General features: G+C 69.8%; 12 protein-coding genes. 8 read left to right on the top strand and 4 right to left on the bottom strand.

Features of this window, described 5'->3' with window-relative positions:
- Window positions 1-15 precede the first annotated feature (15 nt).
- The 4 genes from ACZ5NH_RS33575 to ACZ5NH_RS33560 all read left to right on the top strand — a co-directional run bounded on the left by ACZ5NH_RS33575 (window position 16) and on the right by ACZ5NH_RS33560 (window position 4,038).
- Window positions 16-1,356 (top strand): sensor histidine kinase, encoded by a 1,341-nt coding sequence (locus tag ACZ5NH_RS33575; protein WP_388623412.1) that lies wholly within the window; start codon window positions 16-18, stop codon window positions 1,354-1,356.
- Complete coding sequence (locus ACZ5NH_RS33570; RefSeq protein ID WP_468780665.1) at window positions 1,353-2,018, top strand: response regulator; 666 nt, start codon at window positions 1,353-1,355, stop codon at window positions 2,016-2,018. The genes ACZ5NH_RS33575 and ACZ5NH_RS33570 overlap by 4 nt, the downstream gene beginning before the upstream one ends.
- Before the next feature lie 106 nt (window positions 2,019-2,124).
- Window positions 2,125-3,348, top strand: coding sequence for a cytochrome P450 (locus ACZ5NH_RS33565; RefSeq protein WP_468780663.1), 1,224 nt, complete (start codon window positions 2,125-2,127; stop codon window positions 3,346-3,348).
- Between the two features lie 87 nt (window positions 3,349-3,435).
- Entirely contained in the window at window positions 3,436-4,038 is a 603-nt protein-coding gene (locus tag ACZ5NH_RS33560; protein ID WP_468780662.1) for a Uma2 family endonuclease, read from the top strand.
- A 3-nt stretch (window positions 4,039-4,041) separates the two neighbouring features.
- Here the strand turns inward: ACZ5NH_RS33560 and ACZ5NH_RS33555 are convergent, their stop codons facing one another.
- Window positions 4,042-5,613, bottom strand: coding sequence for an ABC transporter permease (locus tag ACZ5NH_RS33555; protein ID WP_468780660.1), 1,572 nt, complete (start codon window positions 5,611-5,613; stop codon window positions 4,042-4,044).
- Entirely contained in the window at window positions 5,610-6,512 is a 903-nt protein-coding gene (locus ACZ5NH_RS33550) for an ABC transporter ATP-binding protein (RefSeq protein WP_451555096.1), read from the bottom strand. Before ACZ5NH_RS33550 ends, ACZ5NH_RS33555 begins: the two co-directional genes overlap by 4 nt.
- 74 nt (window positions 6,513-6,586) lie before the next feature.
- Here ACZ5NH_RS33550 and ACZ5NH_RS33545 point away from each other — a divergent pair, with 74 nt between their 5' ends.
- Window positions 6,587-7,087 (top strand): GbsR/MarR family transcriptional regulator, encoded by a 501-nt coding sequence (locus ACZ5NH_RS33545; protein WP_468780657.1) that lies wholly within the window; start codon window positions 6,587-6,589, stop codon window positions 7,085-7,087.
- Window positions 7,088-7,093: 6 nt separating this feature from the next.
- Here the strand turns inward: ACZ5NH_RS33545 and ACZ5NH_RS33540 are convergent, their stop codons facing one another.
- Window positions 7,094-8,605, bottom strand: coding sequence for an APC family permease (locus tag ACZ5NH_RS33540; RefSeq protein WP_468780655.1), 1,512 nt, complete (start codon window positions 8,603-8,605; stop codon window positions 7,094-7,096).
- A gap of 213 nt (window positions 8,606-8,818) precedes the next feature.
- Between ACZ5NH_RS33540 and ACZ5NH_RS33535 the strand changes: the two genes are divergently transcribed.
- A complete protein-coding gene (locus ACZ5NH_RS33535) occupies window positions 8,819-9,415 on the top strand; it encodes a Uma2 family endonuclease (RefSeq protein ID WP_388623431.1) in 597 nt (198 codons plus the stop codon).
- Here the strand turns inward: ACZ5NH_RS33535 and ACZ5NH_RS33530 are convergent.
- Window positions 9,407-10,243, bottom strand: coding sequence for a diacylglycerol kinase family protein (locus ACZ5NH_RS33530; protein WP_468780652.1), 837 nt, complete (start codon window positions 10,241-10,243; stop codon window positions 9,407-9,409). The two genes, ACZ5NH_RS33535 and ACZ5NH_RS33530, sit on opposite strands and share 9 nt — an antisense overlap.
- 196 nt (window positions 10,244-10,439) lie before the next feature.
- Between ACZ5NH_RS33530 and ACZ5NH_RS33525 the strand changes: the two genes are divergently transcribed.
- Together ACZ5NH_RS33525 and ACZ5NH_RS33520 are read left to right on the top strand one after the other, a co-directional pair.
- Window positions 10,440-11,723, top strand: a complete 1,284-nt coding sequence (locus tag ACZ5NH_RS33525; protein ID WP_468780650.1) for an adenylosuccinate synthase — start codon at window positions 10,440-10,442, stop codon at window positions 11,721-11,723.
- A gap of 250 nt (window positions 11,724-11,973) precedes the next feature.
- A complete protein-coding gene (locus tag ACZ5NH_RS33520; protein ID WP_468780648.1) occupies window positions 11,974-13,791 on the top strand; it encodes a bifunctional metallophosphatase/5'-nucleotidase in 1,818 nt (605 codons plus the stop codon).
- Window position 13,792 lies beyond the last annotated feature (1 nt).

Raw genomic sequence — 13,792 nt, 5'->3', positions numbered from 1 at the left:
CCTACCGTTTCGTACGTGACCCAGACGACGCACACGCAGACGACACCGCCGGGCCCGGCCGGCCGGCCGCGCAGCCCGGAGTTCCGGCTGGCCGCGGACGCTTTGCGAGGGCTGCGGCAGGACCTGTTCCAGGACGCCTTCGCCTACGACCCGCTGCCTCGCCGGAGCGCCGACGGCGCGCTCAGCCGCCGTGTGTCCGGCGCGGGCTGGCTGCCGCATGTGGTGGTGGCCGCGCTGGGCGTGGTGGCGATGACCCTGAGCATGGCGGGCTCCTTCGAGTCCGGGCCGGCCGCCCTGCTGTGCGGGCTGCTGGCGCTGGGGCCGGTGCTGCTGACGCTGGCGCGTCCGGTGGGGGCGTTCTGGTTCTCGCTGGGCGCGAGCATGGTCGCCGCCGTGATCGGCCGGAGTGAGTTCAGCGACTGGCCCTGGCTGCCGGGCAGTTTCCTGTCCCACCTGGTGGTGCTCACGGTCGTCGCGCTGCGCACCCGCCCGCGCACCGCGGCCTCGATGTGGGTGATGACCGCGGTCTACGGCTTCGTCACAGGAGGCCTCTTCGGCTGGCACCGCTACGACACCAATGTCACCCCGATGCTGCTGGTGTCGGCCCTGCTCCTGCTGGCCGTCTCGGTCCGGCACATCCGCCGCCAGGCCCAGCAGGAGGTGACCGCCCAGCAGACGGTGACCGAGCACGAGCGCTCCCGCCGCACCCTGCTGGAGGAGCGCACGACGATCGCCCGTGAGCTGCACGACGTGGTCGCCCACCACATGTCGGTGGTCGCCATCCAGGCGGAGGCCGCGCCCTACCGGGTGGAGAACCCGCCGGAGGAGCTGGAGAAGGCGTTCGCCACCATCCGGGAGAACGCGGTGGCGGCCCTGACCGAGCTGCGCCGGGTCCTCGGGGTCGTGCGCGCGGAGGACTACGAGGCGCCGGACGCCCCCCAGCCCACCCTGGCCGACCTCGACGGGCTGCTCGCCAATGTGCGGGAGGCCGGCCTGACGGTGGAGAAGGCGGTGACCGGAGCGGTGCGGGAACTGCCGCAGGGCGTGGAGCTGTCGGCGTACCGGATCGTCCAGGAGGCCCTCAGCAACACCCTGCGGCACGCGCCGGGAGCGAGCGCCCGCGTGGAGATCGGCTATGTCCTCGGCGGCCTGGGCCTGCGCATAGTCAACGCCCCGCCGCCCGTGCCACACCTCGTGAAACCCTCTCCGGGCGCGGGGCACGGCATCACGGGCATGCGGGAGCGTGTGTCGATGCTGAACGGCGAGATGACGACGGGCCCGTCGCCGGACGGGGGCTATGAGGTGACGGTGTTCCTGCCGGTGCCGGCGGCCGTCGTGAGCGAAGGGGACGCATGACCATCCGCGTACTGATCGCGGACGACCAGATGATGGTCCGCGAGGGCTTCTCCGTCCTGCTGAACGCGATGCCGGACATCGAGGTCGTCGGCGAGGCCGTCAACGGAAGGGAGGCGGTGGACCGGGTCCGCGAACTCGCCCCGGACGTCGTCCTGATGGACATCCGCATGCCGGAGCTGAACGGCATCGAGGCCACCCGGGAGATCGTGGCGGCGGACGCGGCGGCGAAGGTGCTGGTCCTGACGACCTTCGACCTGGACGAGTATGTGTACCAGGCCCTGCGCGCGGGAGCCTCCGGCTTCCTCCTGAAGGACGCCTCCGCCCGCCAACTGGCCGACGGAGTGCGGGTGGTGGCTGCGGGCGAGGCCCTCCTGGCTCCCTCGGTCACCAAGCGACTGCTCACGGAGTTCTCCCGCCTCTCGGACTCCCCGCGCCTGGCCCCGTCGGCCCACGCGGCCTACGGCGACCTCACCGAACGCGAGACGGAGGTCCTGATCCTGATCGCCCAGGGCCTGTCCAACGTGGAGATCGCCGAGCGCCTGGTGGTGGCGGAGTCGACGATCAAGACCCATGTGAGCCGCATCCTGGTCAAACTCGGCCTCAGAGACCGCACCCAGGCTGCGGTGTTCGCCTACGAGGCGCGGCTGGTGACACCGGGCTGACGGAGAGGCACCGGGGCGTACGCGGCGAGCGGACGTGACGGCCCAGCGAGGGGCCGTGCAGGGAGCCCCCTGGTCAGACCTCGGCCCGGCGGGTTAGCGTCCCCGCATGGCAGGCCCTGACGACCTCGGCTTCGATCCCTGGGACCCGGCGTTTCTCGCCGACCCGTATCCGGCCTACGCCGAGCTGCGCGCACGCGGCCGGGTGATCCGGTACGAGCCGACCGACCAGTGGCTGGTCCCGCACCACGCGGATGTCTCGGCGCTGCTGCGGGACCGCCGGCTGGGGCGGACGTATCAGCACCGGTTCTCGCACGAGGAGTTCGGGCGGACCCCGCCAGCGCCGGAGCACGAGCCGTTCCACACCCTCAACGACCACGGCATGCTCGACCTGGAGCCGCCGGACCACACCCGGATCCGGCGCCTGGTGTCGAAGGCGTTCACACCGCGCACGGTGGAGCGGCTGAAGCCGTATGTGCACGGCCTGGCGAACGACCTGGTGGCGGCGCTGGTCCACAACGGCGGCGGTGATCTGCTGACCGACGTGGCCGAGCCGCTGCCGGTGGCGGTGATCGCGGAGATGCTGGGCATCCCCGAGGCGGACCGCGCCCAGCTCCGCCCCTGGTCGGCGGCCATCTGCGGGATGTACGAGCTGAACCCGTCGGAGGAGACCGCGGCGAGGGCGGTCCGGGCCTCGGTGGAGTTCTCGGAGTATCTGCGGTTGCTGATCGCGGCCCGCCGCAAGGAGCCGGGCGAGGATCTGGTCTCCGGCCTGATCGCGGCCCACGACGAGGACGACGACCGGCTGACCGAGCAGGAGATGATCTCCACGGCGGTCCTGCTGCTCAACGCCGGTCACGAGGCCACGGTCAACGCCACCGTGAACGGCTGGTGGGCGCTGTTCCGCAACCCCGGCCAGCTGGCCGCCCTGCGCGCGGATCGCTCCCTGATCCCGTCCGCGATCGAGGAGCTGATGCGCTACGACACCCCGCTCCAGCTCTTCGAGCGCTGGGTGCTGGACGACATCGAGATCGACGGCACGGTGATCCCGAGGGGCTCGGAGATCGCCATGCTCTTCGGCTCCGCCAACCACGACCCGGCCGTCTTCAGCGACCCCGACCGCCTGGACCTGACCCGCACCGACAACCCGCACATCTCCTTCAGCGCCGGCATCCACTACTGCATCGGCGCCCCACTGGCCCGCATCGAACTGGCCGCCTCGATGACGGCCCTCCTCCGGCAGGCCCCCACGCTGACTCTGGCGGCGGAGCCGCGGCGCAAGCCGAACTTCGTGATCCGGGGGCTGGAAGGGCTGAGCGTCGAGATCAGATGATCACCCGTTCGGCTGATCGCAGAGGCGACCTGGTCCGTGCTCGCCGACGGCTCGCCACACTGGCCCTGACCCGACAGGGGGTGCACCATGACGGTTATGGCAGAGCGCACGTCGCAGACGGCCCAGATGTCCGTGGAGGAGTTCGAGAGGATCGCCGAATTCGCGGCCAAGGAGACCGACGACGCCGTCAGGTTCGAGTTCATCAACGGACGGATCGGGGTCAAGAAGTTCCCCGACGGCGATCACAACACCATCGTGCTGTGGCTGATGCGGCAGTGCATGCAGGCCCGGCCCGACCTGGATCTGTACCAGGGGCAGGGGCTGAGGGTGGAGCAGTACCGCGAGGGCCGGGTCCGTCCGGACGCCGTCCTCGTGCCCGAGGAGCATTTCGCCGGCCACGGGGAGTGGGCCGATCCCAGCGGTGCGCTCCTCGTCCTTGAGGTCACCTCCTACGATTCGGACACCGACCGGCGTGACCGTCAGGAGAAGCCCGTCGCCTATGGTGCGGCGGGTATCCCGTTCTATCTCCTGGTCGACCGGGACGACTGCACGGTCACTCTGTTCAGCGATCCGGACAGGGGTGTCGGCTATCGCACCACCCACAAGGAGGCCTTCGGCGCCAAGCCGCTGGTCCCTCAGCCCCTCGGTATCGAGCTCGATACCGAGAAGCTGAAGCAGTACGTCGACTGACGTTCAGGCGGCCATGTCCCGCCGCCGCAATCCGGCCAGCCCCGTCCCCACCAGCACCGCAGCCACCCCCAGCAGCACCCCCACCGGCCCCCACTCCATCCCCCCACCCGGCAGCTTCGGCAGATGCCCGAACGGGGACAGGTCCAGCACCGCCCGTGGTGCGTTCAGCGCGGGGCCGATCCAGCCGATCAGCAGTACCGCACCGGCGACACCCCACGCCGCGACCGCGCCCCGTGGCAGCACGCCGAACAGCAGGACCGCGACCCCGCCGATCACCCATACCGCGGCCACCTGGAGCAGGCACGCCCCCAGCACCGGGCCGATCTGCTTGCCGTAGCCGACGGCGAAGCCCAGGCCGGCCAGGAGCATCAGCAGGGCCGAGCCGCCGAAGGCGATGATCAGATGGCCGGCGGCCCAGCGCAGCCGGCCCACGGCCGCGGCCAGCACCGGTTCGGCCCGGCCGGAGGTCTCCTCGCCGCTCAGCCGCAGCACGGAGGAGACGACGTAGAGCGCGGCGACCAGACCGAGCATGCCGACCATCGCGGCGAGGAACGCGTCCGTCAGCCCCGACTGGCCGCCCATGCGCTGGAAGATCTCCCGTGCCTTGGCGTTGTCGCCGACGAGCCTGGCCGCGCCGTCCGTCATCCCGCCGTAGACGACCCCGGCGAGGAAGAAGCCGGTCGACCAGCCGAGCACGCTGCCGCGCTGCAAGCGCCAGGCGAGCGCGCCCGCCGTGCCGAGGCGGCCGGCCGCCGGTCCAGGGCGGGTCGGCAGGAAGCTCATGCCGATGTCCCGGCGCCCGGCCAACTCGTAGGCCACCAAACCCTGAAGGGCGACGGCCGCCGCGAACAGCAGCAGCACCCACCAGCGTTCGGCCGCGAAGGCGCGCAGGTCCTCCAGCCAGCCCAGCGGGGACAGCCAGGTCAGCACCGACGAACCCCCATCCGACGCCGAGTCGCCCGCCGCGCGCAGCACGAACGCCCCGCCCAGCACGGCCGCCGTCAGCCCCCGGGCCAGCCGGGCGCTCTCCGTCAGCTGGGCGACGATCGCCGCCATCGTGGCGAACACCATGCCCACGCCCGCCACCCCGAGCCCGAAGGCCAGCGCACCCGAGGCGCCCTGCCCGGCCAGCCCCGCCACGAGCAGGACGCACAGAGCCGCGTTCGCGACGGCCGCCGTCAGCAGGGCCGACGTGAGCGGGGCCCGGCGCCCCACCATCCCGGAGGACACCAGCTCCTGCCGCCCGCTCTCCTCCTCGTCCCGGGTGTGCCGTACGACGACGAGCAGGCTCGTCACGGCGGCGAGGGCGCCCGCGTACACCCCGACCCGCCAGGCCGTCAGCGCACCGAACGAGTCGTCGAAGACGGGTCCGACCATGGCGCGCAGGGAGGTGTTGGTCGCCATCTGGTGCATCAGGTCGGCGCGGGCGGCCGGGGTGCCGTACAGGGTCTTCAGGGTGTTCGGCATGGACAGGACCATCAGCGCGTTCACCGCGACCCAGACCGGGATCAGCACGCGGTCACGGCGCAGGGCGAACCTCAGCAGGATTCCCGTCCCCGCCAGTTGGCGCGTCATGCCGTCACCTCGTCCGGCTCGTCCTGGTAGTGCCGCAGGAACAGCTCCTCCAGGGTCGGCGGCGTCGAGGTCAGCGAGCGCACGCCGGAGGCGGTCAACGAGCGCAGTACGGCGTCCAGTCGGTCGGTGTCGACCTGGAGCCGGACCCGGTGGCCCTGGACGTCGAGGTCGTGGACGCCGGGCAGGTGGGCCAGCCCGTTGGGCGGCCCGGCGAGTTCGGCGCTCACACTCGTCCGGGTCAGATGCCGCAGGTCGGCCAGCGACCCGCTCTCCACCGTCCGCCCCTTGCGGATGATGCTGACCCGGTCGCAGAGCTCCTCGACTTCGCTGAGGATGTGCGAGGACAGCAGGACCGTACGGCCGCGCTCCCGCTCCTCCTCCACACAGCGCTGGAAGACCTCCTCCATCAGCGGGTCCAGGCCCGAGGTCGGCTCGTCCAGGATCAGCAGGTCCACGTCCGAGGCGAAGGCGGCGACCAGGGCGACCTTCTGCCGGTTGCCCTTGGAGTAGGTGCGGCCCTTCTTGGTCGGGTCCAGCTCGAAGCGGTCGATCAGCTCGGCGCGCCGCCGCTGGTCCAGCCCTCCGCGCAGGCGGCCGTAGAGGTCGATGACCTCGCCGCCGGAGAGGTTGCGCCACAGGGTCACATCACCGGGCACATAGGCGATCCTGCGGTGCACCTCCACCGCGTCCCGCCACGGGTCGCGGCCCAGCACCTGTGCGGCGCCCGCGTCGGCGCGCAGCAGCCCGAGCAGCACCCGGATCGCGGTCGACTTGCCAGCGCCGTTGGGGCCGAGGAAACCGTGCACCTCACCGGCCTCGACGTCCAGGTCGAGGCCGTCCAGCGCGTGCGTACGGCCGAAGGACTTGTGGAGCCCGGAGACCGTGATTGCCTTCGTCATGGTTTCCGAACGTACGCTTCTTTCAGAAATTTGTGAAGTTAAGGAAGCGCGTGAACACCGGTTAGGGTGAGGGCATGACGGAGTCGAGGACAGGAACGCCGGAGCGGGACCCGGAGTCGGTCTCGCGGTTCGTGGAGCACTTCGCGGCACAGCTGGTCGAGGCGGGCATGCCGCGCATGCCGTCGCGGGTGTTCGGCGCGCTGCTCGCCTCCGACGACGGCACCCTGACCTCCGCCGAGCTGGGCGAGCAGCTCCGGATCAGCCCGGCGGCCGTCTCCGGCGCGGTCCGCTATCTCGCCCAGGTCCACCTGGTCTCCCGCGAACGCGAGCCCGGCTCGCGCCGGGAGCGGTACCGGGTGCACAGCGACCAGTGGTACCAGGCGCTCACCAACCGCGAGGCGATCATCAAGCGCTGGGAGGACGCCCTGCGGGAAGGGGTGTCGAGCCTCGGGGCCGACACCCCCGCGGGACGCCGGTTGGCCGAGACGCTGGACTTCTTCGAGTTCGTGGAGCGGGACGTGGCGGAGATGATGGAACGCTGGCGGGTGTACCGGGAGCGGAAGTACGGCCGCTGAGCCTTCTCAGCGCTCCTTGGTCTCCTCCAGCACCGTCCGCCCCAGCAGTGCGTACCGCTCGGGCGACCGCCGCTTCAGGTACTGGGCATAGCCCACCCCCGTCGCCGCGACCAGCGCCACCAGCCACGGCGTCGCCTTCAGCAGCAGGGAGCCGGACTCCGCGCCCGCCGCGACCCCCATGTTGGACACCAGCAGGACGACCACGCCGAGCATCGCGATGCCGCCGATGAGCGGGGCGGTGAAGGTGCGGAACCAGTGGCGGCTCTCGGGGTGGTGCTTGCGGAAGTAGACGAGCACCGCGAAGGAGCACACGGCCTGGACCACCAGGATGGCCATCGTGCCGAGGATGGCCAGCAGGACGTAGAGCGCGTTGTACGGGTCCTTGCCGGCGATCCAGAACGCGGCGATCAGTACGGCGCTCACCACCGTCTGCACCAGGCCCGCGATGTGCGGGGAGCCGTGCCGGGGGTGGGTGCGGCCGACGGTGTTCTTCAGTGAGGGCAGGACGCCCTCCCGCCCGAGGGCGTACAGATAGCGGGCGGCGCAGTTGTGGAAGGCCATGCCGCAGGCCAGCGAGCCGGTGATCATCAGCCACTGCATGACGTCGACGGCCCAGTGGCCGACGTAGCGCTCGGTGGGGTTGAAGAACAGGGCGAGCGGGTTGGCGGAGGAGGCTGCCTTCACGGCCTCGGCCTCGCCGTTGCCCGTGATGGCCATCCAGGAGACGAGGACGTAGAAGACCCCGACGCCCAGGACGCTGATCATCGTGGCCTTCGGGATGATCTTCTTCGGGTCGCGGGACTCCTCGCCGTACATCGCGGTGGACTCGAAGCCGACCCAGGACCAGAAGGCGAAGAACAGCCCGAGCCCGGCGGACGTGCCCTTGAAGGCGTTGACCGGGTCGACCGGCGCGAGGCTGAACCCGTGCGGTCCGCCCCCGTGGAAGGCCACGGACACCGCCATCGCCGCCAGCACGGTCACCTCGGTCGCCAGCAGCACCACCAGGAGCTTCTCGGCGACGCTGACCCCGAACCAGGTGCCGGTCGCGTTGATCGCGAGCATCAGGATCGCGAAGGCCCACCAGGGCAGGTGCACGCCCGTCTGGTCCTTCAACGTCGTGGTCGCGAAGGTGGAGAAGATCCCGATCAGCGCCGGTTCGAAGACGACGTACGCGAAGGTCGCGAGCAGCCCGGAGGCGAGACCGGCGGTCCGTCCGAGGCCGTAGGAGATGAACCCGTAGAAGGCGCCGGTCGACGTGATGTGCTTCGCCATCGACGTGAAACCCACGGAAAAGATTGCCAGGACGACCATTGCCACGAGATAGCTCGCGGGTGCCCCGATGCCGTTGCCGGACGACACCATGAAGGGCACGTTGCCGGTCATCGCGGTGATCGGCGCGGCGGTGGCGACGGCCATGAACACCACCCCGAGCAGCCCTACTGCGTTGGGTTTCAGCCGATGAACCGTTTCCTCGTCCGCCGTGCCCGCCGCCGGGGCAACGCCCTCGTCCACTGCCATCGGGTGGCCCCTTCCGTGTCGGGTCCCTGGGTCCTGGTGGGTCCTGATGGAGCAGGATGGTGCATGGGGGAGGGGCGCGGGAAGGGGTCGACGCGGTTAAATATTTGTCACCAGACCATTAGGGCGGCCATTGGTGCAGAGTCCGTGTCGGCCCCGTGTTCGTTCGGCTGCTCTGTGTGGTGACTGGTTTGCATCCGGGGGTAAGGGCGCATCATGACGCTGATGACAGAGCGACCGACGATAAGCGGCAGCGAGCCCAGCAGTTTCGGGGCGCTTCTCGACGCCCTCGACGAGTTGGACGTTCTCGGCTTCAAAGCCGAGGTCATCAGGGGGAGCATCGTCTTGTCGCCGTGGTCGAAGGGGTACTACGAGGACGTCATGGAGCTGATCTGTGATCGGCTCCGGCCGCACCTCCCCGACGGGCACCGCATCACCACTAGTCCGTTCCTCTACGTCTTCCCCGCGGAGGAGCGCGCCTACGGACCCGACATCCACGTGGCGCCGCGGCACATTACCAGGACGACCGGCAATCGCCTGGACGGCGAGTCCCTGACCCTGGCTGCCGAGCTGACCTCCTCCTCCACGCGCGACGACGACCTGACGGACAAGGCCGTGGTCTACGGCAGGGCGGGTGTTCCGGTGTACCTCCTCCTCGACATGCAGGAGGAGCGGGCCACTGTGTTCTGGGACCCGTCGCCCAAGGGCTACGAGTCGCGTGAGACGAGGCCCTTCGGCGAGAAGCTGCACATCCCCGCCCCCTTCGACTGCACCCTCGACACCACCGGCTTCGAAGCCCCCGCCTCAAGCTGACGGCAGTACCAACCCCCAAGCCCCCTCCGCCACCCGCCACGTCCGTCGCCGTACCGGACCCGTCACCCCCGAGTCGGCCCGATAGCGGAAATCCGCGCCGACGACCGTCACGGTCCGCCCGGACATCCGCAGCGGGGTCGCCTCCGCGCCGACCGACAGCGGGCGGACCTCCACCCGCGCGAGCCCGCCCGTGCCCGGTGTCACCGACACCGCCTCCACGGGCTGGCCCAGGTCGACCACCGTCTCGCCGTCGACCTCGACCCGGAGCCGGGAGGGGCCGGGGGAAGGCACGGCGGGGAGCCGGGGCGGGCGCGGGGCGATGGTGCGGACCAGCGAGCGGTACCAGGGGCGGCCGGAGCCGACCGGGACCGGCTCGGCGGCAGCCGACCGCACCGGCCCCGGCGGAATACCCAGCCCGCTCAGCACGACCCCGTCGCTGTCGTCGACCAGCAGATCCAGCCGCCGCTCGGCCCCGTCCAGCACGGCCCGCGCCGCCGCCACCGCCCCGCCCGGCACCCCGAGCGCCTCCGCGAGCCCGCTGTCACCGACCGGGACCACCGACAGCGCACATCCGGCCAGCTCCCGCGCCCGGTGCAGCAGGGTCACGGCCCGTACCAGAGCGTGACCGTCACCCACCACGACCGGCCGCCTCGAACCCCGCCGGCCCAGCGCCCGGGCGAATTCCTCCGGCCCGTCCGGCAGACACACCTTGGCCGCCGCACCCGCGCTGAGCACGTCTTTCGCGATCCTCACGGACTCCCCGTCCGTCTGCCGTGCCGCCGGATCGATGATCACCAGCAGCTGTTCGGACGTCGCGAAGGTCGCCACCTCGGTCCTGCCTCGCTTCCTCGGGTAGCATCTTTGTGCAAGAGCCCCTTGCGCTATTGCGCCAGGGGCTTCGTCTATTCCGGGGCATCCGGTCCGACGGTCGGCGACCAATGACGGTCGCTGTGGTACGCGGCGGTGAACCTTACGCCCAAGCCCCCGACCTTGGACATGCCCCACCCGGAAGGGGTGTACGCGCGTGCCCGCACTTGTGCTGCTCGGTGCTCAGTGGGGTGACGAAGGCAAGGGAAAGGCGACCGACCTGCTCGGTGGCTCGGTGGACTATGTAGTGCGGTACCAGGGCGGCAACAACGCCGGCCACACGGTCGTCGTCGGTGACCAGAAGTACGCGCTTCACCTCCTCCCTTCCGGAATCCTGTCTCCCGGTTGTACGCCGGTCATCGGAAACGGCGTCGTCGTCGACCCGTCGGTCCTGCTCTCCGAGCTGAGCGGTCTGAACGAGCGTGGCGTCGACACGTCCAAGCTCCTGATCAGCGGTAACGCGCACATCATCACGCCGTACAACGTGACCGTCGACAAGGTCACGGAGCGCTTCCTCGGAAAGCGCAAGATCGGGACCACCGGTCGCGGCATCGGGCCGACCTACGCGGACAAGATCAACCGCGTGGGCATCCGGGTCCAGGACCTCTACGACGAGTCGATCCTGCACCAGAAGGTCGAGGCGGCCCTCGACGTCAAGAACCAGATCCTCACCAAGCTGTACAACCGGCGCGCCATCACCGCCGACCAGGTGGTCGAGGAGCTGCTGGGCTACGCCGAGCAGATCAAGCCGTACGTCGCCGACACGGTCCTGGTCCTCAACCAGGCGCTGGAGCAGGACAAGGTCGTGCTCTTCGAGGGCGGCCAGGGCACGCTGCTGGACATCGATCACGGCACGTACCCCTTCGTGACCTCCAGCAACCCGACCGCCGGCGGTGCCTGCACCGGCGCCGGTGTGGGCCCGACGAAGATCAGCCGGGTCATCGGCATCCTCAAGGCCTACACGACCCGCGTCGGCGCCGGCCCCTTCCCGACCGAGCTGTTCGACGAGGACGGCCAGGCGCTGCGCCGCATCGGTGGCGAGCGGGGTGTGACGACGGGGCGTGACCGGCGCTGTGGCTGGTTCGACGCCGTCATCGCCCGCTACGCGACCCGTGTGAACGGACTCACGGACTTCTTCCTCACCAAGCTGGACGTGCTCACCGGCTGGGAGCAGATCCCGGTCTGCGTGGCGTACGAGATCGACGGCCAGCGGGTCGAGGAGCTGCCGTACTCGCAGACCGACTTCCACCACGCGAAGCCGGTCTACGAGATGCTCCCGGGCTGGTCGGAGGACATCAGCAAGGCCAAGTCCTTCTCCGACCTCCCGAAGAACGCCCAGAACTACGTCAAGGCGCTGGAGGAGATGTCCGGCGCCCCGATCTCCGCGATCGGCGTGGGCCCGGGCCGGGACGAGACGATCGAGATCAACTCGTTCCTGTAGGCGACTTCGTGCACCGGGCGGAGCGTCCGCCGGTCCGCCTCCGGGCGTGATCGGCGGGCGCTCGCGGCCCTGTCCGACACCGGCTGTTTCCCCAGAGTTCGCTCAGGGCGCGCACTGACCCATCTTTGACCTGGACATGACCTTTCCCTGGTTTTCCGGCAACCGCGGGCGCGAGCAGCATCTACGCGGGTAGCCTCCGCACTGCACCGCCGCTGCTTGTCGCCAACTCCAGCCAAACCAGGAGCCCTGAATGCCCCTCAGTCCCATGAACCGCCGGGAGTTCGTGAAGAAGTCGGCCGTCACCGGTGCGGCCGTCGCCGCTGCCGGTACCGTCGCGGCGGCCCCCGCCCAGGCGGCCGAGCAGAAGCCCGAACGCAAGCCGCGCACCTGGTCGTTCTCCATCCTCGGCACGACCGACCTGCACAGTCACGTCTTCGACTGGGACTACTACAAGGACGCCGCCTACACCGACAAGGCGGGCAACTCCGTCGGCGTGGCGCGCGTGGCCACCCTCATCAAGCAGCAGCGCGAGGCCAAGGGCGAGGACCATGTCCTCCTCGTCGACGCCGGCGACATCATCCAGGGCACCTCCCTGGCCTACTACTTCGCGCGCGTCGACCCGATCACGGGCACCGACGGCAAGAAGGGCCCCAGGCACCCGATGGCCGTGGCCATGAACCACATGCGCTACGACGCCGCCGCCCTCGGCAACCACGAGTTCAACTACGGCATCGAGGTGCTGCGCAAGTTCGAGAGCCAGTGCCACTTCCCGCTGCTCGGCGCCAACGCCCTCGACGCGAAGACGCTGCGCCCGGCCTTCCATCCGTACACCGTCAAGCGCATCTGCGTTCCGGGCGCCCCGGACATCAAGGTCGGCATCCTCGGCCTCACCAACCCCGGTATCGCGCTGTGGGACAAGGACAACGTCAGCGGGAAGATGGTGTTCCCGGGCCTGGTGGAGCAGGCGAAGAAGTATGTGCCGAGGCTGCGCGCGCTGGGCTGTGACGTCGTCTTCCTGACGGACCACTCGGGCCTGGACGGCTCCTCGTCCTACGGCGACGCACTCCCGTACGTGGAGAACGCGTCGAACCTGGTGGCCGAGCAGGTCCCCGGCATCGACGCGATCCTTGTCGGCCACACCCACGTCGAGGTCCCGTCCTACACGGTCAAGAACGCGGAGACCGGCGAGGAGGTGCTCCTGTCGGAGCCGTACTGCTGGGGCTACCGCCTGAGCGTCTTCGACTTCGAGCTCGAACTCCACCACGGGCAGTGGAAGGTGACGAGCAAGACGGCGCAGACCCTCAACCCCAACACGGTGGACGAGGACCCGGAGATCAAGAAGCTCCTGGAGGCCGACCACGAGCTGGTGGTGAAGTACGTCAACACGGCGGTCGGCACGTGTACGGCGGACCTCTCGGCGACGGAGTCCTGCTGGAAGGACGTGCCGATCATGGACTTCATCCACAAGGTGCAGATGGAGAGCGTGAAGGCGGGCCTGTCGGCGGCGGACGCCGCGCTTCCGCTGATCTCGGTCGCCGCCCCCTTCTCCCGCACGGCCGACATCCCCCAGGGCAACGTCACCATCAAGGACATCGCCGGCCTCTACATCTACGACAACACCCTGTACGGCAAGAAGCTGACCGGCGCCCAGCTCAAGGACTACCTGGAGTACGCGGCGAAGTACTACCACCAGGTCCCGGCGGGCACGAAGGTCGACACGGCGACGCTGACCAACGCCAACAAGTTCTGGGACTACATGTACGACACGGCGGCGGGCGTCGACTACGAGATCGACATCGCCCAGCCGGAGGGGTCGAGGATCAAGAACCTCACCTACAACGGCGCGGCGATCGCCGACGACCAGACGTTCGTCGTGGCGGTGAACAACTACCGCGCCAACGGCGGCTCGGGCTACCCGCACATCGCCTCGGCGCCCATCGCCTACAGCTCGACCAACGAGATCCGTCAGCTGATGATCGACTACGTGACCGCGAAGAAGACCCTCGACCCGGCCGACTTCGCCGTCACCAACTGGAAGCTGACCCAGGCGGGGACACCGGTCTTCTGAC

The organism is Streptomyces sp. NPDC031426 (assembly GCF_055581585.1).
Note: the sequence above shows the minus strand (reverse complement) of the source record. Positions and strands in the feature narration are given on the sequence as shown.

Excerpts from the sequence above, each read along its gene's own strand:
- ACZ5NH_RS33570 (WP_468780665.1), top strand. The coding sequence starts at position 1,353 with ATGACCATCCGCGTACTGATCGCGGACGACCAGATGATGGTCCGCGAG.
- ACZ5NH_RS33565 (WP_468780663.1), top strand. The coding sequence starts at position 2,125 with ATGGCAGGCCCTGACGACCTCGGCTTCGATCCCTGGGACCCGGCGTTT.
- ACZ5NH_RS33560 (WP_468780662.1), top strand. The coding sequence starts at position 3,436 with ATGACGGTTATGGCAGAGCGCACGTCGCAGACGGCCCAGATGTCCGTG.
- ACZ5NH_RS33555 (WP_468780660.1), bottom strand. The coding sequence starts at position 5,613 with ATGACGCGCCAACTGGCGGGGACGGGAATCCTGCTGAGGTTCGCCCTG.
- ACZ5NH_RS33550 (WP_451555096.1), bottom strand. The coding sequence starts at position 6,512 with ATGACGAAGGCAATCACGGTCTCCGGGCTCCACAAGTCCTTCGGCCGT.
- ACZ5NH_RS33545 (WP_468780657.1), top strand. The coding sequence starts at position 6,587 with ATGACGGAGTCGAGGACAGGAACGCCGGAGCGGGACCCGGAGTCGGTC.
- ACZ5NH_RS33540 (WP_468780655.1), bottom strand. The coding sequence starts at position 8,605 with ATGGCAGTGGACGAGGGCGTTGCCCCGGCGGCGGGCACGGCGGACGAG.
- ACZ5NH_RS33535 (WP_388623431.1), top strand. The coding sequence starts at position 8,819 with ATGACGCTGATGACAGAGCGACCGACGATAAGCGGCAGCGAGCCCAGC.
- ACZ5NH_RS33520 (WP_468780648.1), top strand. The coding sequence starts at position 11,974 with ATGCCCCTCAGTCCCATGAACCGCCGGGAGTTCGTGAAGAAGTCGGCC.